Annotated in this window: 20 protein-coding genes and 2 riboswitches; of the genes, 9 read left to right on the forward strand and 11 right to left on the reverse strand. The window is 62.5% G+C overall.

What is annotated here, in order from left to right; genetic code table 11:
• Positions 1-10 precede the first annotated feature (10 nt).
• Positions 11-1,474, reverse strand: coding sequence for a hypothetical protein (locus D1820_RS15800; protein WP_102897607.1), 1,464 nt, complete (start codon positions 1,472-1,474; stop codon positions 11-13).
• Positions 1,475-1,635: 161 nt separating this feature from the next.
• Between D1820_RS15800 and D1820_RS15805 the strand changes: the two genes are divergently transcribed.
• Positions 1,636-2,388, forward strand: coding sequence for a WecB/TagA/CpsF family glycosyltransferase (locus tag D1820_RS15805; RefSeq protein WP_118069715.1), 753 nt, complete (start codon positions 1,636-1,638; stop codon positions 2,386-2,388).
• A gap of 19 nt (positions 2,389-2,407) precedes the next feature.
• Here D1820_RS15805 and D1820_RS15810 read toward each other — a convergent pair whose 3' ends face one another.
• Together D1820_RS15810 and D1820_RS15815 are read right to left on the reverse strand one after the other, a co-directional pair.
• Positions 2,408-3,391, reverse strand: a complete 984-nt coding sequence (locus tag D1820_RS15810; protein WP_118069716.1) for a glycosyltransferase family 2 protein — start codon at positions 3,389-3,391, stop codon at positions 2,408-2,410.
• On the reverse strand, positions 3,391-4,500 hold the full coding sequence (locus D1820_RS15815) for a glycosyltransferase family 2 protein (protein WP_118069717.1): 1,110 nt from the start codon (positions 4,498-4,500) through the stop codon (positions 3,391-3,393). The genes D1820_RS15810 and D1820_RS15815 overlap by 1 nt, the downstream gene beginning before the upstream one ends.
• Before the next feature lie 172 nt (positions 4,501-4,672).
• On the opposite strand from D1820_RS15815, the gene D1820_RS15820 reads away from it, so the two are divergent.
• A complete protein-coding gene (locus tag D1820_RS15820) occupies positions 4,673-5,623 on the forward strand; it encodes an ROK family protein (RefSeq protein ID WP_096870628.1) in 951 nt (316 codons plus the stop codon).
• Between the two features lie 26 nt (positions 5,624-5,649).
• On the opposite strand, the gene D1820_RS15825 is transcribed toward D1820_RS15820, so the two are convergent.
• The 3 genes from D1820_RS15825 to D1820_RS15835 form a co-directional block, all read right to left on the reverse strand.
• Positions 5,650-9,315, reverse strand: a complete 3,666-nt coding sequence (locus D1820_RS15825) for a translocation/assembly module TamB domain-containing protein (protein ID WP_118069718.1) — start codon at positions 9,313-9,315, stop codon at positions 5,650-5,652.
• On the reverse strand, positions 9,312-11,255 hold the full coding sequence (locus D1820_RS15830; RefSeq protein ID WP_118069719.1) for an autotransporter assembly complex family protein: 1,944 nt from the start codon (positions 11,253-11,255) through the stop codon (positions 9,312-9,314). The genes D1820_RS15825 and D1820_RS15830 overlap by 4 nt, the downstream gene beginning before the upstream one ends.
• 144 nt (positions 11,256-11,399) lie before the next feature.
• Positions 11,400-12,632: a urate hydroxylase PuuD gene (locus D1820_RS15835; RefSeq protein ID WP_118069720.1), complete on the reverse strand. Its 1,233-nt coding sequence runs from the start codon at positions 12,630-12,632 to the stop codon at positions 11,400-11,402.
• Between the two features lie 197 nt (positions 12,633-12,829).
• Between D1820_RS15835 and D1820_RS15840 the strand changes: the two genes are divergently transcribed.
• Entirely contained in the window at positions 12,830-13,804 is a 975-nt protein-coding gene (locus D1820_RS15840) for a LysR family transcriptional regulator (protein ID WP_118069721.1), read from the forward strand.
• 84 nt (positions 13,805-13,888) lie between these two features.
• Here D1820_RS15840 and uraH read toward each other — a convergent pair whose 3' ends face one another.
• Entirely contained in the window at positions 13,889-14,260 is a 372-nt protein-coding gene (uraH, locus tag D1820_RS15845; RefSeq protein ID WP_102897600.1) for a hydroxyisourate hydrolase, read from the reverse strand.
• A gap of 154 nt (positions 14,261-14,414) precedes the next feature.
• On the opposite strand from uraH, the gene puuE reads away from it, so the two are divergent.
• The 3 genes from puuE (at position 14,415) to D1820_RS15860 (ending at position 17,927) form a co-directional block, all read left to right on the forward strand.
• Positions 14,415-15,830 carry an allantoinase PuuE gene (puuE, locus tag D1820_RS15850; RefSeq protein ID WP_118069722.1) on the forward strand — a complete coding sequence of 472 codons (1,416 nt, stop codon included), beginning with the start codon at positions 14,415-14,417 and terminating at the stop codon, positions 15,828-15,830.
• A gap of 43 nt (positions 15,831-15,873) precedes the next feature.
• The gene (locus D1820_RS15855) at positions 15,874-16,359 is read left to right on the forward strand and encodes an ureidoglycolate lyase (RefSeq protein ID WP_118069723.1); all 486 of its coding nucleotides are present in this window, start codon (positions 15,874-15,876) and stop codon (positions 16,357-16,359) included.
• 140 nt (positions 16,360-16,499) lie between these two features.
• On the forward strand, positions 16,500-17,927 hold the full coding sequence (locus D1820_RS15860) for a uracil-xanthine permease family protein (protein ID WP_118069724.1): 1,428 nt from the start codon (positions 16,500-16,502) through the stop codon (positions 17,925-17,927).
• Positions 17,928-18,032: 105 nt separating this feature from the next.
• On the opposite strand, the gene D1820_RS15865 is transcribed toward D1820_RS15860, so the two are convergent.
• The 4 genes from D1820_RS15865 to D1820_RS15880 form a co-directional block, all read right to left on the reverse strand.
• On the reverse strand, positions 18,033-19,022 hold the full coding sequence (locus D1820_RS15865; protein ID WP_205521389.1) for a type I glyceraldehyde-3-phosphate dehydrogenase: 990 nt from the start codon (positions 19,020-19,022) through the stop codon (positions 18,033-18,035).
• Between the two features lie 120 nt (positions 19,023-19,142).
• Complete coding sequence (locus tag D1820_RS15870) at positions 19,143-19,493, reverse strand: hypothetical protein (RefSeq protein WP_254683328.1); 351 nt, start codon at positions 19,491-19,493, stop codon at positions 19,143-19,145.
• 261 nt (positions 19,494-19,754) lie between these two features.
• Entirely contained in the window at positions 19,755-20,585 is an 831-nt protein-coding gene (locus D1820_RS15875) for a bifunctional allantoicase/(S)-ureidoglycine aminohydrolase (protein WP_199538270.1), read from the reverse strand.
• 187 nt (positions 20,586-20,772) lie between these two features.
• Complete coding sequence (locus D1820_RS15880) at positions 20,773-21,543, reverse strand: IclR family transcriptional regulator C-terminal domain-containing protein (RefSeq protein WP_118069727.1); 771 nt, start codon at positions 21,541-21,543, stop codon at positions 20,773-20,775.
• A gap of 402 nt (positions 21,544-21,945) precedes the next feature.
• On the opposite strand from D1820_RS15880, the gene D1820_RS15885 reads away from it, so the two are divergent.
• The 3 genes from D1820_RS15885 to gcvH all read left to right on the forward strand — a co-directional run bounded on the left by D1820_RS15885 (position 21,946) and on the right by gcvH (position 24,398).
• Positions 21,946-23,397, forward strand: a complete 1,452-nt coding sequence (locus tag D1820_RS15885) for a glutamine synthetase family protein (protein ID WP_118069728.1) — start codon at positions 21,946-21,948, stop codon at positions 23,395-23,397.
• Positions 23,398-23,520: 123 nt separating this feature from the next.
• A riboswitch (glycine riboswitch) is annotated at positions 23,521-23,626 on the forward strand.
• 1 nt (position 23,627) lies between these two features.
• Positions 23,628-23,696, forward strand: a riboswitch (glycine riboswitch).
• A 102-nt stretch (positions 23,697-23,798) separates the two neighbouring features.
• Positions 23,799-24,005, forward strand: coding sequence for a hypothetical protein (locus D1820_RS15890; RefSeq protein ID WP_162894110.1), 207 nt, complete (start codon positions 23,799-23,801; stop codon positions 24,003-24,005).
• Positions 24,006-24,035: 30 nt separating this feature from the next.
• Entirely contained in the window at positions 24,036-24,398 is a 363-nt protein-coding gene (gene gcvH, locus D1820_RS15895) for a glycine cleavage system protein GcvH (RefSeq protein WP_024098303.1), read from the forward strand.
• Positions 24,399-24,482 lie beyond the last annotated feature (84 nt).

Here is a 24,482-nt window from a genome sequence, read left to right on the forward strand (position 1 = left end):
GAATGCGGCATCATAGCACGCTGCGCCTTTTGCGCGCTGGTGGCGCGGTGGCCAGTGCCTGATTGCCATCGAACAGCTGCCGTTTGGGCGTAAAGAGACCCGGATATCGCAGCCGTTCAGCATAGCCCAGAACCGACCCGGCACAAAGCCATGTCACCGGCGTCAGCGTGGCGTTCAGCAACATGTCCACCAAGGTTGCGGCCAGCATCAGCGCCAGAGGGGCTGCAAAAGGCGACAGCGTAGACGCCGCATGACGGCGCACCTGCTGCCACAGCAGAACCAGCGGTCCCGCCAACAGGCCCATTTCGGCGATATAGCCGACCCAGCCAAAGGTGCCGAACACCAGAATCCAGCGCCCGTCAGGGATCGACTCGATCTCTCCACTTTCCAGATTGCGCACCAGATTGCGGCCCCAGCCGCCCCAGCCAAACCAGGGCTTGTCTGCGGCGCGGTCCAGCATCAGCGCTTCATTGGTAAACCGAAACCCCAAGGATTGCGCCCGTTCCGGGCTGAAGGCCTGCGCCTGCGCCAGAATCGCATCCACCGGTACCAGCCCGAGATTGCGCAGCATCGGATAGACAATCGCCACCACGCCCAGTGCCAAGGCAAGCCGCATCTGCATCCGGTAAGACGCCATGGCGACAAAGGGCGTGAAGACAAGACCATAGACCAGCGATGCAATGCTTTTGCAAAGCACCAGCACCCCAAAGAGATAGACCGCCGCAATGGTATATCGGCGTTTATCCGGATCCTTTGCGCTGCGGGCCAGTGCTGTGGCGGCCAGAACCGACATCAGCATGAACAACGCCAGCCACAGACTGTGTGGCAGGAACACGATGGGGCGGAACCCGCCCTGGCGCATCGTCTGGCTGAAATCATGCTGGAAAAAGCCATAGATCCAGGTGTTCAGCTGCGGGCTGAAGCGGATCTCAAACAACGAGGGGACGGAGTAGACCAGCCCTGCCATCATCAGCACGATCACCAATTGGCGCTGCTGGTCGGGATGCGACAGGTAGCGCCGTGCCAGAAAGAACGGCAGCAGCACAATCATCTGGTTGATCATCACGGAGCCGAGATCGCGCCAGCGCAGGCCGGGCAGGGCGTAGGTCGGAAAGACGATGGGTTCGGCGTTTTCGATCACCCGGAACACAATCGGGTCGCCATTGGTCACCACGGTGGCAATCACTGATCCCAGAAAAATCGCCACAAGCGCACGCATCACCGGATGGCGTGGCCAGATCTCAACCCGTTTGCGCAGGATATAGGCACAGATAACAAAGGCAACGACAGCCGGAATGGAATCCTTGTCCATATCCGGCACCAATGGCAGGTCGAACACGGCAAGGGGGGGCAGGAACAGATAGCCGCCGATCACGCACCACAAAATCGCCTGCTGCAACGACAGGCGCTGAAACATCTTATGAGCGATCACCGGCCAGGCGATCAGCATCAGATAGGCCAGTGCATTTGGCATTGCGTGCGGACCCTACGCTCCTATTTGCCCCCTTGATCATGACTTTAGCTCCAGATGTCTGTGCTGTCGCCCGCATTCGTATTCTGAGGTAAACTCTTGAAACGAAGACGGGGCCATGTGATCGAGGAGGAGGCTGGTTCTGGCGCATTGGGGGGAAGCGGGTGTATTTTGACATAAAGGACACGCGGATCGATGTGAATATTGCCGATCCGGCGCGGCTCGAACAGGCGGTGATGGGGCATTTCCAAACCCGCCGCGGCTTTGCATTGGCGACGGTCAACCTCGACCATCTGGTGAAAATGCGCAGCTCGCCTGCGTTTCTGAAAGCCTATGCCGCGCAGGATTTTGTGGTTGCGGATGGCCGCCCCATTGTCTGGTTGTCGCAGCTGGCCCAACGGCCCGTGGCATTGATGCCCGGCTCGGACATGGTGGTGCCCCTGTGTCGCTGGGCGGCCCGCGCCGGGGTGCCAATCGCCTTGGTGGGCAGCACCGACCTGGCACTTAAGGATGCTTCGCGCGCCTTGCAGGCTGAGGTGCCGGGGCTTGAGGTGGCGTGGTGTCACGCGCCCTCGGGTGTGTTTGATCCCAGCAGCGCGGAGGCGGAGAAAATTCTGTCCGAGTTGGCGCGCAAACAGATTGGTTTGTGTTTTTTGGCCCTTGGCGCGCCGAAGCAGGAAATCATGGCTGCCCGTGGCCGCGCCCTGGCGCCGGAGGTCGGCTTTGCCTCGATTGGGGCGGGATTGGATTTCCTCGGTGGGCACCAAAAACGCGCGCCTGCCTGGGTGCGCGCACTGGCACTGGAGTGGTTGTGGCGCGCCCTGAGCAGCCCGCGCCGTCTGGGGCCGCGGTATTTGCGCTGCATGGCGATCCTTCCGAGCCAGCTGCTGCATGCGTTGCGGCTGCGCCACCCCTGATCAGGTTGGCGTTCAGAGGTTACTTATATTCCAGCAGCCCGCGATTTCGTCCGCGCAGCCGCAGCCAGTGATATTCCAGCGCGCCCTGTGCTTCGGCAAATTTGCCAAGCACGGAATAGAGGGCACGGGTGCGGCCCATCCTGCGCGAGAGGCGCAGACCCTGCGCGGGATAGATCAGCAGAAGCAGCAGCGCCCAGCCTGAAAACGGCAGGAGTATCAGGATCAGTAGCGGGATCCCGGCCCCCCAAAGCAACGCACGCCGGGTTTCAGCAACCCAATGGCGTTCGGGACCCGCGCCATGCAGCGCGGCACCTTCGGCAAAGGCAAAACCAGCACGACGACTGCGTTGCCACCATTGCGAAAATCGGTGCATCTGCGCGTCATGCAGCGTCATCTCCGCATCCAGCCGCCAGATGCCCCAGCCGGCCCGCGCCAGACGCAGACACAGCTCCGGTTCCTCACCCGCAATCAGATCGTTGCGATAGCCGCCGACCTCCTGCAGGGCGCGCAGCCGCATCAGCGCATCCCCGCCACAGGCCTTGGCCGGGCCGATGGGCGTGTCCCATTCGTTGTCGCACAGTTGATTGTAGATTGAGGCCTCAGGCTGGCGTTCCCGCCGTCGCCCGCACACGACCGCCAGCTCCGGGTCAGCCTCCAGCCGTGCGGTTGCGGCGGCGATCCACCCGGGTACCACCTCGCAGTCGCCGTCCACCAGCTGCACGTACTCACAGTCGCCATCCAGATGGGCCATACCCGCGTTGCGGGCGCGGGCAGCTGTAAACCGTTGGCTCATGTCGAGGCTGATCACCTTGATCCCCATCGCCTCGGCTGCGGCAACCGAACCGTCAGTTGATCCGCTGTCGACATAGATCACTTGGCGGACCTGCCCTTGCAGGCTGTTCAGGCACGCGACCAGCCGTGCGCCCTCGTTGCGGCCAATCACCACCGCGTCAACGATGGGGGACGTGGGAGCCGGGGGTGCGGGAGAGGACACATCAGGCATTAGTCTGCGATCTCCGCCAGATAGCGCGCCGAAACTTGCAAGAATCCGGCCGTGCGCAGCGCTGCAGGTCCGGTTTCGGGGCCATCGTATTTCTGCGCAGTTTGCGACCACAAGGTCAGATCAGGCCTCTTGGCAAAGCCCGCAACCCGCAGCGCATCCTCGCCATGAGGGATGGCGTCCGCCGCGAGCGAGGCCTGATCCCGCGCCATCGGATCATTGGCAAATTTATAGTGTTTCAGCACTGCCATTGTGTCGGCTACGCGGACGCCGGCCGACACATGCGGATGCACCGCCGGGTCGATGTCCGCGCCGATAAACACCAGCGGGTGTTTACTCAGGCAGCAGCGCTCCCCGAAGACAGCACCGCGTATGCCGCCAAACTGCATCTTGGGCGGGGGCGCATCGGGGATCTGGTTTTGGGACAGGAAAAAACCCAAGCCAGTCGCCGGATCATGATAGGGCAGGGCGCGAGCGGCGCTGATATCGTAATGGCAAAAACTTCGCTGTACCTCAGGGTAGGATTGCTGCGCCACCGACCGCAGCGGCGCCTGCGGGAACATCTCCAGCATCTGGGCCATCATCGCGCTATACCCATGCCGGTTGAGGTAGCGCAGAAGCCCGCTCAGGCCGAGCTGGGCTTGTCCCTCGAAGTCAAGAATCTCGTCCATATCGGCAAAAAGGCACCAGCGATCCGCAGAGAATCTGCGCGCTGCATAGCCGCGAAAGATATTCTCGAACCGCCCCCAGGGGAGGCGGGATTGCAGCACGGAAACATCTGATTCCTGCGCCAGTTGCGCCAGCGTGCCATCGGTTGATCCGGTGTCGCAGAAGACAAAATGCGACACCCCAAGCGCGCGGTAGTGGGCCAGGAACACATCAAGATAATAGGCGCCATCCCGGACCAGCGCGACCACGGTCACAGCCTCACGCGGCAGGTCAATTTTCCGGGGTCCCGACAGATGCCGGAGTGAGACGCGAAAGCGCAACCGGTCAAACGGCAGGCCGATCTTGCTGTCGACCCAACCCGCAAGGCGCGACAGCACCCGGCCAGCCATTGGGCCGGACGGGACCGGGGCCGCTGTGCGGGAGGGATCTGTCGTGCCGGTCATCGGAGCTCCTGTCTGACAACTCCAAACTGTGCAAAACAACCATCTGTGGCAAGCACATTGCGGGGAGGCGCTTGCAATGTTAGCGCTAAAATTATGACTGTCGCAGAATTGCATTTCGGCTCTGAATACGGCAGTGTCTCGCAAAATTCGGACATTCAGAAAGGCAGAGCACATGGGCTCGGATATGACAGTGCTGGTTGGCGACGTGGGCGGCAGCAATACCCGGCTGGCCCTTGCCGGGCCTGAAATCGGGGTCACTGCCCTGCAAAGCTTTGCCAATGATAGCTTTTCCAGTCTGGATGATGTTCTGGCGGCCTATTGTGCCCAGCCGGATCTGCCGCCGCTGGCTGGCGCTTGTATTGCCGTGGCAGGGCCGGTTTACGGCAATGAATATCAGCTGACCAACCGCAACTGGCAGGGTACCGCCGCGGATCTTGCGCAGCAGTTGCAGCTGGGTGCGGGCGCGCGGGTGGATGTGATCAACGATCTGGCCGCGCTTGGCCATTCGCTGCCTGCACTGATCCCGGGCCAGCTGTCGTCGCTGCGGGCGGGGCATCAGCGGGGCACACAGGCGCTGGTGGCGGGCATCGGCACCGGCTTCAACGTGTCGCTTTCCGTGGATGGCCACACTGCAGAGGCCGAGATGGGCCACACCAGCCTGTCGGCCCCCGTTGCCCGTGGGCTGACGGATCTGCTCGGCGCTCGGGCAGGTGAATTTGCCACCAACGAAGACCTGTTCTCGGGGCGGGGTCTGGTGCGGTATCATCAGGCCTTGCACGGTGTTGCCGCTGAAGGTGGCGCGCAGATCGTGGCGGATTATCTCGCCGATGGTGACAGCCCGGCGGCCAAAACCGTCACCAGTTGGGCGCGACTCTTGGGGGATTTTGCCCGCGAGCTGGTGCCGACTTATATGCCGGGGCAGGGGATCTTCTTTGCGGGCAGCGTAGCGCGGGGCATTCTTGGCACCCCTGCCTGTGAGGTGTTCCTCAACAGTTTCCTGCAACCTGCCACCGGCGTGCAGAGCCGCTGTGAAACCACGCCGCTCTGGCTGATCACCGATGATGCCGCCGGGGTTAGCGGTGCAGCACGTTTCGCGATTGAAAGAGCCGGTCGCGGCAGCTGACGCACCTCAGCGGGTGAGAGCGCGCGTCAGTAATCGCGCTTGAAGAACAGACCAACGCCGGTTTCGCCCTCGCCATCAACCTTGCCCGTGACGGTCAGGCTTTTGCTGACATCCAGATTGATGCTCAGCTCGCTGTCGCCGCGGGTATTAACGTTGAAATCGGTATAGACGTTCTCCGAGACATAGCCGCCGATATCCAGAAGCCCGGCGCCGATGTTGTCGAGCCCGAGTTCCACATTGCTGGCCCCGGTTTCGTCCCGCAGCTTGCCCTCGGCGCGGTTGCTGCCACCTCGTCCGCTGAGGGTGGCGACCGATCCGGCCAGCCGGGCCAGCGCCAGCGGTGACAGATCCTGAATATTGTCCCCGAACAGCAACAGCGCCAACGCCTCCTCACTGGGACGTTCGGGGTCGGACGTCACTTTGATGGAGGGGCTGTCAATCAGGCCGGAGAGTTCCAGCGTTGCGGTGCCTTCGGAGGTCGCAGCCGAAGAGCGCAGCAGCAGATATGGCCGCAAATCGCCCTGCAGGGTGATCTGCCCCTCATCAAGCGCCAGCCGCTGTCCTAAAATGTCGAAGGTGCCCCGGATCAGGCTGATCTGGCCAGCGGGCGCGAGATTGGCGGTGCTGCCACGCAGCTGGATCTGGCCACCCAGTTCGGCGCGCACACCGCGCCCACGGGCATTGATGCGATTTGGCGCGCTGATTAGCACATCCAGCAAAGTCCGGCCGGACCCGCCGCTGCCACCATTGCCGCTGTCGATCAGACCGGCCCGGGCACGGGTGCGGCGCACCTCGGCGGGTTCGCCCTGATGCCGTATGTCGGGGATTGGGGCGGCGGTCACAGACCCGCCAGCGGTGGCCAGGTTGATATTGGTCTCGCCCACATCGATCCGCCCGGACAGGCGGTTGGTGCCGATCAGACCACCGGAGAGCGTCAGCGCACCGGATAGCTCGGTTTCATAGGAGAGTTGATCGCTCAGTCCGATATTGGCCAGGGCGATCTGCAACTGCGCATCAAAGGGCGCGATCAATCCGACCGGTCCGTTGACACGCAGCTGGCCACCATCACGGGGCGCAGCTGTCAGCTGAATATTGGCTCTGGACCGCGCGATAGAGACTGTTGCGTTGATGGCATCGATCCGCTGCGCTGCGGCTGGAATGGCCAGTGAGGTACCGCTGGTGCGGATCTGACCGCTCAGATTTGCCAGCGATGGCTCGCCCTTCAGCGACAGATCAAATTGTGCCGGGCCGCGGATCAGATTGGGGGAAATGAACGGGTTCAACCCTTCCAACCGCAACTGCCCCTTGGCATCGATATCAGCGCGACCTTGCACCTCGTCCCAGCTGCCTGCGACGGTGCTGGTGACACCTGCAGGGCCAATGGCGCGGCTATTGATCTGCCAGACCCCGTCTCGGCGGCGTGCGGTGCCCTCGGCGGTCAACCGTCCCGGCAGTCCGGGCACAAACCGCTGCACTTCGGCCACCAGCGCGTCAAAGGTGATATCGGCGTCGCCCTTGTTCTCGGAGACCGTGCCATCAAGATCCGCAGATAATCCTGCCGGTCCTTCAGCGGCGCCATCAAATGTCCAGACCCCGGCGCGACGGCTGGCGGTGCCCTTGGCGCTCAGGGTGCCTGCAAGGGTGGGCACAAAGCGTTCCAGCGCGTTGATTGCCGCATCGAACTGAAGATCGCTATCGCCGTTGGTCGTCATCTGACCGGTCAGCTCTGCACGTGAGGATTTGGGCCCCCGCAGCTCTGCAACGCCAGAAAACGTCTTGTTGTCACGGGTGATCTCGGCGCTGAACGCTAAGGGGCCGGGGGCCTGTGGCAGGATTTTCTCCAGCTGTTTCAAGGTTGCCCCCAGGGAGAGCCGGCCAGAGGTGCTGCCCAATTGCCCGTTGGCTTGTGCGGTCAGCGCCTTTGCGTCCAGATCAAATCGGTCAATCCGCAGCCCAGCCTCATCGCGCGCGGCCTTCAGTGCGATTGTGGTGGTGCCGCCGATCAGGTCGTCAACCGGTTTCAGCCCGGCGGAGAGATCCTGCCCCAGCACCGACAGATCAATGTCAAACGCCCCCGAAAGCGGGGTGGCAGAGCCGACAGCGGTGGCTGTCATCCGCCCGTTCAGCGATTGCCCGGCGAGGTCTGAGAACCGGGCGAGGTTCTGGGCGTTGGCTTCGATATCGGCCGCAATCCGCAGCCCGCTTTCCAGCCCGTCGATGGTCACCGCGCCGGTGGCACCATAGTCTGTGCCCAAAAGCAGCATATCGGTGATGCGCAGCGCCCCCGGGCCATCCGTGGTCACCCGCCCGTCAAAGGTCAGCGCGCTGCCAAGAGCCTCAGCCAGCGCGGGATCTGTTGGCACCAGTCCGGTCAGGGCAGCTGCGATCTGCCCATCCAGTGAAAGGCCCTGACTTTGATCCAGGGTGCCGGTCATTTCCAATTCAGCACGGGTAATCTGCAGGCCCGGATTGTTGAGCCGTTCCATTTGTGCGGCCACGGTCCAATCGCGCCCCGCCGGTTTTTCCGCGCGCAGGGACAGGTCCGTGACGGTGGTGGAGCCGCCCGCCACCGGCAATACGACGGCCTCCTGTCCGGGCGGCGGGGTCACATCGGCGCGCAAATCGGCGCTTTCCAACGCCCCACCGGCGGCAACCTCTACAAAGCCTGAGATGTCCAGCGCCTGCGTCGTGAGGGCCAGATCATCGATCATGACACCGCCCATGGCACGGGTCTGACCGCGCAGCCGGGCCCGCATATCGGGGCCGAAAAAGGGTTGATAAACCGGATCAACCAGTTCTGTGATATCGCCGCTCAGGTCGGCGCGAAATCCGATCGGGCGGCTGCCTTGGGTCGGGTCCGCAGGGGGATCGCCCGCCGCCGCAAGCACCACGGTGCCGCCGATGCGGCGTGTCCCATCGGTGTCCAGCGTCAGATCGGCGCTGAAATCCTCAACCGGGCCGCTGCCTTGCAGGGCAAGACGGATGTCGGGGCCGCCGGGTAGGGCCAATGCGGTGGAAACCAGCCCGCCGTCGTTCTCCTCCAGGATCATATCAACGGTGATGGTGCCGGTGTCATTGGCAAACCCCGCCTTGAGGTCGAGCCGGTCGCTGTCACGATCAAGGCGGGCAATCTGCAAGGCGCTGTCGAGCGTGCCATCGGCCAGGCTCATGGAACCATCAAGGCTCAGCACAGCTGCCACCCCGATCAGATCCTGCCCAAGGGTGAGACGCCCCACCTTGATTTCGCCGATATTGATCGACACCGGCAGCTCGGGCAGCTGGAATGGCGCTGCTTCGGGGGTTGGCAGATCGGGGTCTTCGAGCGGTGCAGCCGGGGCGCGCGCAACATGGATGCGATCTGCCTTCAGAGTATTGACGGAGAAATCGCCACGCAGCAGGGCCAGCCGGTTCCAGTCCAGCTCAGCGCCCTCAATGGTCAGCCAGATGCCCTCGCTATCGGCCACCGTCAGCTTTTCAAGCGTGGCCTGCGAGGACAGCGCCCCCTCCAGTCCTGTGACGCGGATGGCGCGGCTTTCACCGGAGAGTGTGTCTTCCAGAAAATCGACCAACAGGCCGCCGGACTCTTCGCGCTCCTGCGCCAAGGTTTGCGTCGGGACGAGGGTCAGCGTGGTCGCAAATAGCAGTGGCGACAGCAGGGCGGCAGGGCGAAGGGCTGCGAGGAGATGTTTCAAAATGCCTGTCCTATGCCGATATAGAATTGCAATCCATCGTCGCTGCCACCGTCCACCGGATAGGCAAGGTCCAGACGAATGGCGCCAATCCCGGCCACGTCGTAGCGCAAGCCAACACCGGCCCCGGCATGGCGGGCCGAGTCCGAGGAGACAAAACTATCCGCGTCTACCAAGCCGACGTCATAGAACCCCACAAGAGTGAACTTCTCACCGATACGGCCCCGTATTTCGCCTGACAGGGCCAGATACCCGCGCCCGCCTGAGGTGCCACCCCCCGCAGGCACACCCAGCGATTGGAACTCCTGCCCGCGCACGGAGCCCGCACCGCCTGAGTAAAACAGCAGGGTCGGCGACACCTCGGAGAGCGACGGGCCGATCACCGATCCCATCTGCAGCCGTCCCGCCAGCACGATACGGTCATCACTGCCAAACCCCTTGTAGGCGCGGGCGTCGAATTTCAGCTGCAGGCCGGACTTGCTGCCATCAAACCCGATGAAGGGAACAGCGCGGGCATCAAGATAATAGCCGCTGGTGGCGCTCAGGCTGCTGTCGCGCCCATCGTATTCCGCCCGCAGCTGCCCGACCAGATATTTGAACCGGCGCTTGCCAAAGACATCTTCGGCCAGGACGCTCTCAAACCCCAGGGCCGCCTCGGCAAAGAGTTCATCGGAATAGACCCGCCGGACCCCCACGGCGCCCAGTCCACGGGTCGCGGTATAATGCTCTTCGTCCAGCTTCTCTGCCTCAAGCAGGTAGAACTGGCTGTCATCGGGGCCAAAGGCGGCAGGCCGATCCAGACGCACAGCGACACGCCCGTCGAGGTCATTGGCGCTGCCAATCCCGGACAGCCGGGCCTCAAACCTCAGCCGCTCCGCGCCACCAAAGAGATTGCGGTGCATCCAAGAGCCGCTCACCTCCAGCCCGTCGGAGGAACTCAGCTCCGCCCCAAAGGTGAAGCGCCGAGGCGGTTGATCTTCGATCCGGGCGACGTAATCGAGGGTGCCGTCAGAATTGGCGCGTTCAGCAGGGCGAATGGTGACAGCGGAAAACGCGCCCGTGCGGCGCAGCCGGGTTGCGGATCTGGACAGAAGATCGGGGTGAAACACCTCACCGGTCGGGAAGCCAGCGATCCGCTGAATCGCCTCCGCCCGCACGGCGGAGGGATTGGCCAGTTGTAAGCGGCCAAAGCGCAGTTGCGGTCCCGGCGCCAGTCGCAAACGGGCATCAAGCCGTGCCGCAACATGGTTGGCGGTGATTGACTGGCCGCCGACCTCTGCCTGCGGGTGCCCGGCATAGCGCCAGTTCTCAACCCCTGCGTTGGCCGCATCGCGCAGCACCGCGGTGGTTGCGGTGCGCCCGGTGGCAAAATCTTCGGGAATATCGACAGTGCGTTTTTGCGGCAGGGGGGTGATCTCGGCGGTGCCGAAGGTAAATTTCTGCCCTGCTTTCACTGTGATCTCAATGGATTTGATCTCGCGCGGCAGGTTCAGCGGCTGGATCCTTGCCGCCTCGCGTCCGTCGACGCGGATCTGCACCACCGGCGAGAAATACCCCTGATCATAAAGCACCTGAACCAGCGTCCGGTAATCCGACAGCGCTGCGGCCATCAAGGGTTGAACGCCGGTCTCTCCCCGGGCGCTGGTGGCCAGCGTCGCGGAGGCATCCTGCAAAAGATCACGCAAATCACCGTCTGATCCGGGGGCCACCAGCCGCGTCTCCGCTGCCGACAGTGCCGCAGCGCTGCCAAGGCTCAGGCTCGCAGCGCAGATCATGCCGCGACCAAACCGGCCCAAACGGCCATGGCGGGAGATATCAAGAACGGAGCGGAGGAAGGTGCGGCAGTAGAACATAGAGGCTCCGAACAGACAAAATCGGCCCTGAGCCACCGCCGGATATCTGGTGCCGTTGGTAAGCATGGGGACCGGGATCACACCTAGCATAGGGCAAACCCGGAGTGTAACGTCAATGGAGCATGAAGAGTTCCCGGATATTTTCCATTCAACTCTCTGAAAGCGGGCAATGTGTTCCGGCCTGTGGATGTGAGCGCAGGGTCAATGGCCCGGATCAGGCGCTGCAGGGGCAGTTTACATTTGTGCTGCGCGGAACCAGGCCCGGATTGCGGCGCGGTCCTCTGGTTCCATATAGGTGATATTGGCCGGCGGCATCGCGTGGGTCACCCCGGCCTGCAGGTAGATCTCGCCCGCACGGCGCGCCACATCCGCTTCGGTTTCCAGCAGCACACCCTTGGGTGCGGTGCGGATGCCGTCCCAGAAGGGCTCGCGCGCGTGGCACATGCTGCACCGCCCCATGACGATCTCATGCACCTGTTTAAAGCCCTCGGTGTTGGCCATGGCCAGCGCTGTGCCGCTCAGCGCCGCTTCTTCCCGCGCATCGTCGCCCTCATGCTCAAGCCCGAGTGAGGAGAGGATGATCACGCCAAGGAACAGCAGCGCTGTCGCCAGCCAGGTCCAGGTGGGATCCCCGGCGCGAGCATGGCGGGTGTTGAAGTAATGCCGGATGGTCACGCCCATCAAGAACACCAGCGCCGCAATCAGCCAGTTGTATTCACTGGCAAACGCCAGCGGGTAGTGGTTCGACAGCATCAGGAAAACAACCGGCAGCGTCAGATAGTTGTTGTGGGTTGAGCGCAGCTTGGCGATCTTGCCATATTTGGCGTCAGGCGCGCGGCCTTCCTGCAGATCCTTCACCACGATGCGCTGGTTCGGCATGATGATAAAAAACACATTGGCTGTCATGATGGTGGCGGTAAAGGCACCGAGATGCAGCATCATGGCGCGACCTGTAAACACCTGATTGAGACCCCAGCCCATCGCCACCAGCATCACGAACAACAGCACCATCAGCAGGGTCGGACGCTCGGCAAGGCCTGATTTGCACAGCCGGTCATAGACCAGCCAGCCAACTGATAGCGTCGCGGCTGAAATCAGGATCCCCTGCCACAGCGCCAGATCTGCCTTGGACTGATCAATCAGATACAGCTCTCCCCCGACCCAATAGACCACCATCAACAGGGCAAACCCCGAGAGCCATGTCATATAGCTCTCCCATTTGAACCAGGTCAGGTGATCGGGCATCTCGGCCGGGGCCACCAGATACTTGCGTATATGATAGAAGCCGCCGCCATGGACCTGCCATTCCTCGCCATGGGCGCCCACCGGCAGGTCCGGTGCCTTGCGCAGCCCCAGATCCAGCGCGATGAAATAAAACGAGGAGCCGATCCAGGCGATGGCGGTGATCACATGCAGCCAACGGATGGCAAAGCCCAGCCAATCCCACATCATCAACAGCTCAAACATTCAAATCCGGTCCTTTGTCGCCTCTCATGGCCAATATCAGCCTGGGCAGGGTAAAAATCATCGCCGACGATTGGATGAATGCCAAAGACACCAGGGACAATGCGGCCCAGCCACACTAGGCAAACCGGGGTTTCTTCGGTATTCCCATATACTGCCAAACTGTATCAAAAATTCTGGAACAATCGCAGGCCTCTGTCATGTCTTATCTCGACAATATCCGCACCTTTGTCCGGGTCTATGAACTGGGGTCGATGTCGGCGGCTGGCCGTGACCTCCGGGTGTCGCCTGCTGTGACCTCAGCGCGGATATCGCAGCTGGAGGAATACCTCGGCGTGCGTCTGTTTCAGCGCACCACCCGCAATCTGACCGCAACCGAGCAGGGACGCGCCTTCTATGACGGGGCTGTTGCGGTGCTGGACGCGGTCGATGTGGCCGAGGCCAAGGTGATGCATCTGACCGATACGCCACGTGGCACCCTGTTTGTGGCGGCGCCTCTGGGGCTTGGGCGGCGGTTGCTGGCACCGCAGACGCCGGAGTTTCTGGCGACCTACCCCGAAATCAACCTGCGTCTGCGCCTGTCCGATCGGGCCGTGGATCTGACCAGCGAGGGACTGGATCTGGCGTTTTTCCTTGGCCAGCCCGAGGACAGCAACCTGCGGATCCGCAAAATTGCCGACTGCCAGCGCGTGCTGTGTGCAGCACCCGATTATGTGGCCAGACGGGGGATGCCAGAGGACGGCGCCGCATTGTTGCGGGAGGATCACGACTGTCTGAACCTGCGCTATCCGGGGGCGAGTGAGTTTCAGTGGCTACTGCAGACCAGCGAGGGTCCGCGCCGCTTTGCGGTCAGCGGTCGCTATGAATGTGACGACGGCGATGTGTTGACCGATTGGGCGCTGGCAGGTGAGGGCGTGGTGCTGAAACCGCTGTTCGAAGTGGCCGAACATCTGGCGGCTGGGCGGTTGGTGCCGGTTGCCGAGGCAACACCGCCGGTGCCGGTGCAGCTGGCCTGTCTTTATACGCACCGTCGCCATCAGGACCCCAAGACGCGCCTGTTCATGGAGTATATGACCGCGCGGCTGGCTGCGGCACTGCGCGCCGATGGGGCCCAGTCGGATCGCACCATGGATGACGGTTCCGGGGCTGATCAGGCGGAGACGCCACCCGCCTAGGGCAACAGCCCCTCCCGCCCGCTGGCGCCCTCCTGCCGGAGGGCCGCTGCCGTTGGGCGTGGCCGCGCCAAGGCGCGGCGGCGTTTAGCTGCCGCGGTAGGTGGAATATCCAAACGGCGACAGCAGCAGGGGTACGTGGTAATGCGCGCTATCATCTGTGATGCCAAAACGAATGGGAACTTCATCCAGAAACAGCACTTCACCGGAGGCCTGCCCGCTGGCCCGCAGGTACTCGCCGGCCTCAAACACCAGCTCATAGCTGCCGGTCACAAAATCTTTCTTTGGCAGGATCGGGCTGTCGGTGCGCCCGTCAGCGTTGGTCAGCATGCTGGCCAGCTCCGTCCGTCCGCGCCCGTCCAGCCGATAGAGCCGGATCGGCAGCCCGGCCGCCGGGCAGCCCCGGGCGGTGTCCAGCACATGTGTGGTGAGATAGCCGGGCTCGGTCCTTGTGGTCATTCTGTATCCTCCTGCTGTCGCGCTACCTCTGCCCGATGGGGCCGGGGGCTGCAAACCTGTGAGATCTGATAGTGTATTCGGGAATATTTGAAAAATCGCGATGATCTTCTGCCATATTAATGACTGATAGTCGTTTGCAAAGAGGCCCCCGGCAATGAACAGATATCCCCGCAATATGATCGGATATGGCGCGACGCCGCCCGATGCAGCCTGGCCAGGCAAGGCCAAGGTCGCGGTGCAGTTTGTGCTGAACTTTGAGGAGGGCGGCGAGAACAATATCCTGCACGGCGATGCGGGGTCGGAGGCGTTTCTGTCCGATATCGCCGGTGCGGCGCCCTGGCCGGGACAACGACATTGGAACATGGAGTCGATCTACGACTATGGGGCGCGGGCCGGCTTCTGGCGGCTGCACCGCATGTTCACTGCTGCGGATATTCCCGTCACCATTTACGGCGTGGCCAGCGCCCTGGCGCGGGCACCTGAACAGGTCGCCGCGATGAAGGCCGCCGATTGGGAAATCGCCTCCCACGGGTTGAAATGGGTCGAACACAAAGACATGGCCGAAGAGGAGGAGCGCGCCGCCATTGCCGAGGCGATCCGCCTGCATACGGAGGTTGTCGGCACGCGGCCGCGCGGCTGGTACACCGGGCGCTGCAGTGAAAATACCGTGCGTCTGGTGGCTGAAGAGGGCGGCTTTGACTACGTGTCCGACACCTATGACGACGATCTGCCCTATTGGCTGGAAGTGGGCGCGCGGGATCAGCTGATCATCCCCTACACGCTCGAAGCCAACGATATGCGCTTTGCCACGGCGCCGGGTTACATCACCGGAGAGCAGTTCTATCAGTATCTGAAGGACGCTTTTGACCTTCTTCACACCGAGGGCGAGGCGGGCGCGCCCAAGATGATGTCGGTCGGGCTGCATTGCCGTCTGATCGGCCGCCCGGGCAAGGCGGCGGGGCTGAAGCGGTTTATCGACTATATCCGGGGCTTTGACGGCGTGTGGTGTCCGCGTCGCATCGATATCGCCGACCATTGGGCCAAAACCCATCCGCATCAGCGTCGCGAGCGACCCAGCCAGATGACCCGCGCACGATTTGTCGAGGCGTATGGCGGTATTTTCGAACATTCGCCGTGGATTGCTGAACGGGCCCATGATCTGGAGCTGGGGCCCGCGCATGATCGTGCGATGGGGCTGCATAATGCGCTCTGTCGGATGTTCCGCTCCGCCAGCGAGGAGGAGCGGTTGGGCGTGCTGACGGCGCACCCGGATCTGGCGGGCAAACTGGCCGCTGCCAAGCGCCTCACCGCCGAAAGCACGAATGAACAGGCCTCCGCCGGGCTGGATGCGCTGACGGACGCGGAGCGCACACGGTTTACGCAGCTGAACACGGCCTATGTGGAAAAACACGGCTTTCCCTTCATTATCGCAGTGCGCGACCATGATAAGGCGTCGATTTTGGCCGCCTTTGAGCGACGTATCAGCCATGATCGGGCCTGCGAATTTGCCGAAGCCTGCCGACAGGTCGAACGTATCGCGGAATTCCGGCTGAAGGATCTGCTGCCATGACCTGCCTATCGTTCTTTGGGTGCCCAATATGCGGGGACCCGCGATGAAAACCGTTGCAATCCAACCCATCAGCGCTGAGGGGTTTGTCCCCTTCGGGGATCTTGTCGATTGCAGCGGGGCACCGGACAAGATCATCAATCAAGGGCTCTGTGGGCGATACCACGACCGCGCGCAACTGGACTTCAGCACCGGCCACGCGGGGCTGAGCCTGTTCAACGCTGAACCGCGCGCGCTGCCGATGCCTTTGTTAATGGTAGAACGTCACCCGCAGGGCAGCCAGGCCTTCATCCCGATGAGCGAGACCGGATTTCTGGTCATCGTCGCGCCGGACACGGGCGGCGCACCGGGGGAGCCGCTGGCCTTTGAAACGCGGCCCGGCCAGGTCATCAACTTCCATCGGGGCACCTGGCACGGGGTGTTGACGCCGCTGACCGCACCGGGGCTGTTTGCCGTGGTGGACCGGATCGGCGACGGGGCCAATCTGGAAGAGCATTGGTTCGACACCCCCTATCAGGTGATCCGACCGTAACCGCACAAACAAAGGCGCAGCGCCCCACCGGGCCTTGCGCCTTTTTCTTTCCCATAAGGCACTCCGCCGAACGAGAGTGCTGACACACCGCAAACCAAGACGGACCAACAGACCGCATATCAACAGAGAGGGACAAATCCATGGCCGACGGCTCAATCGGAACGCCAGCCCAGCTGCGCGATCCCAACTACACCCCACCGCTGGCAAAGGCGGTGCCTCTGGGCATCCAGCACGTGCTGGCGATGTTCGTATCAAACGTGACCCCTGCCATCATCGTCGCCGGGGCGGCGGGATTTGGATTTGGCTCGAACTCTCCGGATTTTCCCGAGTTGTTGTATCTGATCCAGATGTCGATGCTGTTTGCCGGCGCGGCGACGCTGCTGCAGACGTTGACCCTCGGGCCGGTTGGCGCGGCGCTGCCGATTGTGCAGGGCACCAGTTTTGCCTTTCTGCCGATCATGATCCCGCTGGTTGCGGGCAAGGGAGTTGACGCGCTGGCCGCCCTGTTTGGCGGCGTGCTGATCGGCGGGTTGTTTCATGCGGTATTGGGCCTTTTCATCGGGCGCATCCGCTTTGCCCTGCCGCCGCTGGTCACCGGGCTGGTGGTCACCATGATCGGTCTCGCGCTGGTCAAGGTCGGGATCCAATACGCGGCCGGCGGCGTGCCTGCGATTGGCACTCCGGAATATGGATCTCTGCTCAACTGGTCAGCGGCGCTGGTGGTGATCATCGTCACCTTGGGGCTGAAATTCTTCGCCCGTGGGATGCTGTCGATCTCGGCGGTGCTGTTGGGGCTGATCGTGGGCTACCTCTATGCAATGACGATGGGGATGGTCACGGTTGAGGCGATCGGCAACAGTTGGTCGCGCGCCAGTGCCTTTGCGCTGCCGGTGCCATTCAAATACGGGATCGAGTTTTCCGCAGCGGCGATCCTCGGCTTTTGCCTCATGGCGCTGGTCTCGGCGGTGGAAACCGTCGGGGACGTCAGCGGCATCGCCCGTGGGGGTGCAGGCCGGGAAGCCACGGATAAGGAAATCGCCGGGGCGACCTATGCTGATGGTTTCGGCTCTGCGCTGGCGGGTGTGTTTGGCGGTCTGCCTAACACCTCCTTCAGCCAGAACGTTGGCCTGATCGCCATGACCGGCGTGATGAGCCGCCATGTCGTGACAATTGGCGCGCTGTTCCTGATCCTCTGCGGGCTGGTGCCCAAGGTCGGCGCGATCATTCGCACCATTCCGATTGAGGTGCTGGGCGGCGGCGTCATTGTCATGTTCGGCATGGTGGTGGCCGCCGGGATTTCGATGCTGTCGGATGTGGACTGGAACCGCCGCAATATGGTGATTTTTGCGATCTCACTCTCCATCGGGCTGGGGCTGCAGCTGGAGCCGGGCGCGGTGCAGCATCTGCCGGACACGCTGCGGATCCTGATGACCTCTGGCCTGCTGCCAGCGGCGCTGATCGCCATTGTCCTGAACCTGGTGCTGCCACATGAGCTTGCCAGCGAATCCACGGAAGAGGTTTCCGGCGGCCTTTCCGGTCAGGGCCGGGGCAGCCTGCCGGGGGAATAACGCTACTGGCCTAAGTCAGAACAGAAAATAGGGGCCGCAGCAGATTTGCGCGGCCCTCATTCTTTGTGGAGAAGATACCAAACCGGTCTGGTAGGGCTTTGCTTGTTATGTGTCCCCAGCCATCAGCCGAGCCATATCCAGCATCCGCGCGGAGAACCCCCATTCATTGTCGTACCAGCCAAACATCCGCAGCTGATGGGGGCCCGTCACCCGGGTTTCCGGTCCGGCAATAACCAGAGATTCCGGGCGCGCCCGCAGATCAGACGAGACCAGCGGTTGATCGGTCCAGCCCAGCACCGGGGCGGCCTCAACGGCGGCGCGCAGGATCTTCTGAACCTGATCACCCTGCATCGGGCGCTCTGTCTGTACCACCAGATCCACGGCGGATACGCTGGCAGTGGGGACCCGTACAGCAGCGCCGCTGATCCGGCCCGCCAGATGCGGCAGCACCTCGTCGATCAGGTGGGTCGCCGAGGTCGTGGTCGGGACCATCGATAGCGCGCCACCTCGCGAGCGGGCAAAATCCCCCCGCGGTGCATCGACCATCGGTTGTGAATTGGTATAGCAATGGATCGTGGTCATATGGGCGCTGGTGATGCCGAGCTCTGCGTCCAGCAGTTTGACCAGCGGTGCCAGCCCATTGGTGGTGCAAGAGGCGTTGGAGATGATCCTGCCATCCCCCAGATCCGCCTCGTTTGCGCCCAGAACAACCGTACGTTCAGCCGCCGGGGAGGGGCCTGAGATCAGCACCTTGCGCGCCCCGGCAGACAGGCCGCGCCCGGCCACATCCGAGGTTCGCGCGATGCCGGTGCATTCCAGCACCACATCAACACCCGACAGGTCCAGTTTGCTGAGATCAGCGCTCTGGTGAAAGCGGATCACGCGGTCGGCAATGCGCAGACTGTCGCCGTCGATCTCCACCGGGTCAGGATAGGGGCCAAAGGTGCTGTCGTATTGAAACAGATAGGCGCACATGTCCAAGGGCGCGATATCGTTGATGCAAACCAGCTCAATCCCGGCACCGCGCGGCGTCGTCAGGATCTGGCGCAGAATAGCGCGGCCGATGCGGCCGAATCCGTTGATGGCAAGTTTCATGGCCAAGCTATGACAGGGCGTGGCATCCTGCTCAATCCGCAACAGCGGCAATCGGCCCCCCGTTTCGGTCACATTTTCCCGCGTCGTGTTTCAATGGGCCGCTGCCCGTCTGACCGGGGCCTAATGACAGACCAGATTTGCGAAATATGTCCCGTTGATCGAGCGGACCATGGTGTCGATCCGTGCGCGGCAACCGGTTGCCGCGTAAAACGCACGGACGGCCTGTTTGGCGGTCAGAACCGCAGGTGGGCGCAGCGGATCAAGCTCTGCATTCTGGCGCTGCGCCATGTAGCGCCCGGAGCTGAGACGACCGCTCTCGCTTTGCATTTCAGCCATCGGGGCGACATGCCAGCTGCGACCCAGAACCTGAACCACGCTCACCTGCGCCGTCGGGTCTGATCCGGCACCGGCTGCGGTGGGCAGGGTCAGCATGGCGGGGCCGAGGGCGGCCACGAGGGCGAGACCAACCACGCGCCGCGCTGATCGTCTGCGCGGGGGTCCGGGCCTTGGCCGGGCAGAAGCGACAAGAGATGCTGATTGTCTGTGATGGCTACCGAGACCCGCCAGCAGGGCCGATAGCCCCAGAGCCAAGACTGTGAACGCGGCAGATAAGATCGACATGGGCGCAGGCTCCATCTGGGCGGGCCGGGACCGGCCCGCGTTCAAGGGTTCAGGTTCTCCTGACACCTTAACGGTGCTGCGCATTCTGGCAATGGTTGTGCGTGCCCTTGGTTAGCGCGGTGGGCTCAGCGGCATATGCCGGTTGACGTCTTTGTAAAGCAGATAGCGGAAGCGCCCCGGCCCTCCAGCGTAGCAGGCTTGCGGGCAGAAGGCGCGCAACCACATGAAGTCACCTGCCTCCACCTCAACCCAATCCTGGTTAAGGCGATAGACGGCCTTGCCCTCCAGTACGAAGAGTCCGTGTTCCATCACATGTGTCTCCGGAAACGGAATGACGCCACCGGGTTCAAAGGTCACGATGGTGACATGCATATCATGGGACATGTCCGCCGGATCAACAAAGCGGGTGGTTGCCCAGCGGCCTTCGGTGTCCGGCATCACTGTCGGGGCAATGTCGCGCTCGTTGGTGATCAGCGGCGCGGGCCTCTCGACACCCGGCGCCGCCTCCCAGCGTTTGCGGATCCAGTGAAACCCTGCCGCGTTGCTGCTGTTGTTGTGCAGGGTCCAGCCTGCGCCTGCTGGAATATAGGCATAACCGCCCGGCGTCAGGGTGTGCTGTGCCCCGTCTAGGGTCAGACTAATCTCGCCCTCTGTCACGAAAAGCACGGATTGTGCGGCGATGTCATGTTCGGGGGCGTCGGACCCGCCACCGGGCTGCAGCTCGACGATATATTGCGAGAAAGTCTCGGCAAAGCCGCTCAAAGGGCGGGCGATGACCCACATGCGCATGCCCTGCCAACCCGGCAGATAGGATGTGGTGATATCGCGCATCGTTCCCTTGGGGATGACCGCATAGGCATCGGTGAACATGGCGCGGTCGGTCAGCAGCTGCTCCTGACCGGGGTGGCCTCCCTGAGGGGTGTAATAGCGCGGCGCGGTCATCGGCGGTCCTTTCGTGATGCACACCGCATTTATGCGGGCTTGCGCGGGGCGCTCCAAGGGGGGCGCTGCGGATAACATCCTTCGCGAAATTTTGAATATCGGACGACAGGCGCGTGACTGGCGGCAACAGAGGCGAATCGTGAAACAGGGCCGCGCGCGCATCTGCCCCCATTCGCCGCATCTCTGGTTAGAGGTCCGCCAACGCCTGGCTCTGGCGCAGTTCGGCGGCGCAAAGTTGCAGGGCCCGCAGGGACTGTTCGGTATCCTGCGCCGGGTTCACCCCACGCGGAGATGAGCTGCCAACAACAATCGGCCGTTGCTCCGGGCGCGACACTGGCACCGCATAGCCGATAATGCCGGTTTCAAACTCGCTGTCGGTGACTGCATACCCCTGCTGTCGCGCCGTTGCGACCCGCTCAAGGATCTGATCCGGCTGGGTTAGCGATTGTTCGGTATGGCGGGGTATATCCGCAGTCGCCAGCGTTTCAGCGTCTTCTTCTTCCGGCAGGCACCCCATCAGCATCCGGCCCAAACTGGTGTGAACCAGCGGGATATGTGCGCCGGCCGTAAATCCATAAGTGACAGGCGCATGTTCGACAGTGGACTGTGCGAGCAGCAGTACGCGCCCCTGATCCAGCGTTGCAAGGGTGATTTCCGCACCCAGACTGCGCGCATGACGGTTGAGCACCGGCTGCACCTTGCGGCCAAACTGATTGGCCTGAAGAAAGCCGCCCGACAGCGCAAGCACCTGTGGCGTCAGCGACAGGACACGGCCCTGCTGGCGCAGATAACCCGCCTGCACAAGCGTCAGCGCCCCGCGCCGCGCGGTGGCGCGGTCCTGACCCGTGCGCCGGGCAATATCAGCCAGCGTCAGCGTTGGCGTTGCAGCATCGAATGCAGCCAGAACAGCCAGCCCCTTGGCAAAGCTGGAGGAAATATTTCGGTCTTGTTCACTCATTGTCTCTTCCACAAATACGCGGCAGCGCGCCCCTCCGGTCACCGAAACATGCACTCAAACAGGCTCACCGCGCTGCCTCTGGGCCTATGGCGCGACCGCCAGTGGACCTGCGCCATGATCGGCGTGTTTCTGATGTTCCTGTTTTCGCCACTCTGGGTAGTATGTTTATTCCGGTCTTCAGCTACATGCGGAAATCCTTGCGAAATTTGCAGTTTTTCCGTTTGGCTCCTGATAAGAGACTGGACCTGAACTAGTTTTTTAGTTCAAGCTTAAATTATCCAGTTGCATAACAAAAGCAGTGCAACAGGTGGGCAATAGCGGACACTGGACGCAACGTCACAAATGACGGCGGTTCAGCAGTAGTGCCCGGAGGCGTGAACAGGAAGAAGGCCGGATCACAAGATGACAACATCGCTCAACAGAGGCGCGCTGGCGCGCAACGGGCTGCTTTCGGACCAGGCCTGTCATGATGCGGAGGCGGTATTGGCGCAATGCGAGGCCGCACGGGTGGAAACTGTGCGGGTGCTGTTTGCCGATCAACACGGCATTCTGCGTGGCAAGACCTTGGTTGCTGCCGGTCTGCGGTCGCTGTTCGAGCAGGGGATCGCGGTGCCCTCAACGCTGCTGCTGAAAGACACCGCGCATCGCACTGTCTTCCCGGTGTGGAGCGAAAACCCGGAGGAGGTGGTGACACCGATGCAGGGTGCCAGTGACGTTCTGCTGGTGCCGCGTCCTGAGACCTTTCGGGTGCTGCCATGGTCGCCGCATTCGGCCTGGATCTTCTGTCATGTGGCCTTTCACGACGGCGCAACCGTGCCCTTCGGTTCAGCCCATGTGTTGGAGCGTGCGGTGGCAACGCTGGCGGAGCAGGGGCTTCAGACGGTGGTCGGGCTGGAGGTTGAGTTTCAGATTTTTGAACGGGTCGACCCTGCGCTGGGCCATGCCCAGCAGGGCATGCCAGGGGCACCTGTTGAGACGCGCAACCTCATCCAGGGGTATCAGTATCTGACCGAAACCCGCTACGCTGAGGCCGAGGGCATTCTGGATGCCCTGCGGCGTCATGCGCAGGCGCTGGGCCTGCCGGTGCGCACCGTGGAAATCGAGATGGGGCCGAGCCAGTTCGAGTTCACCTTCGATCCCGCTGACCCGATGACGCAGGCCGACGCCATGGTGATGTTTCGTACCATGGCCAAGGAGGTCTGCGCTGCCAACGGGCTGCATGCCAGTTTCATGGCCAAGCCCCGGCAGGACCATGCCATGGCCAATGGCTGGCATATCCATCAATCGCTGATCGACACCCAGAGCGGGCGCAACCTCTTCATGCCAGAGGTTGCGGGCGTGCTGACCGCCGAAGCCAGCGGTTGGATTGCAGGATTGCTCACCCATGCGGAGGCCGCCTCAATTCTGGTGGCGCCAACCGTGAACAGCTACAAACGCTATCTGCCCTATCAATTGGCCCCCAATCGGGTGCAATGGGGGGAAGACAACCGTGGCGCGATGCTGCGGGGACTTATGCGGCCCGGTGATCCCACCAGCCGGATCGAAAACCGGGCGCCAGACAGCACCGCCAACCCGTATTTTGCACTGGCTGCCCAGATTATCGCGGGCAGTGAGGGGCTGATGGCGGGCAGGCAGGCGCCGGCCCCGACTGCGTCGCCCTATTCTGATGACGCGGAGAAGCTGCCGCGCTCGCTGGGTCAGGCCTTGCAGGCCTTCTCCTCATCGGAGCTGTTTCGCAGCGCGCTGGGGGAGGATGTGGTCGACTATCTCACCCATCTGAAAGAGGTTGAGTGGGCCCGCTATCTGGATACCGTCAGCGAATGGGAGCAGGCTGAATATTTCAATCTTTACTGATACTTATTCGCCCTCATCTCCCATCGCTTGATGACTGTCGGATTCGGCGATGTCACCTGTCGGAAATGCCACCAGACGGCGGCATTGCAGCTTGAAGAGAAACGATATTATTGCTAGCGTATACAGGCGTATGCGGGAGAACCAGCGCGGTGGCAATTGACCGCCGACTTTGGTGCCGAAGGAGCAACCGCCCCGGAAACTCTCAGGCCACAGGGACCGCAGGCGCAACACACTCTGGAGAGACCCTGACCACATCGGGGCGCCGAAGGGATAACGATCTCAGGCAAAGGGACAGAGGGGGCATCACATCGTGCAGGCATGGCCTGCGCGTACGATTTGATGCCGGGACCATGCCACCACAACGGATCGGACCGGCCCTGAAACGCATGGGATGGATCGGCATGGCTGCTGAGACTTCGGGACAACCAGACATCTCCCGCGCCGATGTGCGCGGGGTCCCCGGCGCTGGCCCGCCTTGCGTCGACCTGCCCTGCGTCGACCTGTTCGGTCGGGACGGGGCAGAGGCCGCCGATATCACTCCCATGATGCCGCAGATCACCACCACCAAACCGCGACCGTCCAACCGGGCGGGCCGCTGCAGACGCTGACGCCAGCGCCACCTCCAAAGGAAGAGACCGATGAAATTTACCGAAGAACACGAATGGCTGCTGCCGGAAGGCGACGATCTGATCACAGTGGGCATCACCAGCCACGCAGCCGAGCAGCTGGGTGATGTCGTGTTTGTGGAACTGCCCGAGGTCGGCACCGAAGTGTCCAAAGATGATGAGATCGTCGTGATCGAATCCGTCAAGGCCGCCTCCGATATTCTGGCGCCGCTGGACGGTGAGATCGTCGAGGTGAATGAGGCGCTGGCCGACAACCCTGGCAAGATCAACGAGGATCCGCAGGGCGATGCCTGGTTCTTCAAGATCAAACCCTCCGATCTGTCGCCGATGGACGATTACATGGATGAAGCCGGGTATAAGGACTTCATCGGTTGATCCTTCCACCCCGCCTGCGCCTCTCGCGCGGCGGGGTTTTTTGATCGCTGTTCCCGCATAGATCGCGGCAACCAGCCGCAAGAT

Origin of the sequence: Phaeobacter sp. LSS9 (genome assembly GCF_003443595.1) — a bacterium.
GTDB classification, from domain to species: Bacteria; Pseudomonadota; Alphaproteobacteria; order Rhodobacterales; family Rhodobacteraceae; genus Phaeobacter; species Phaeobacter piscinae.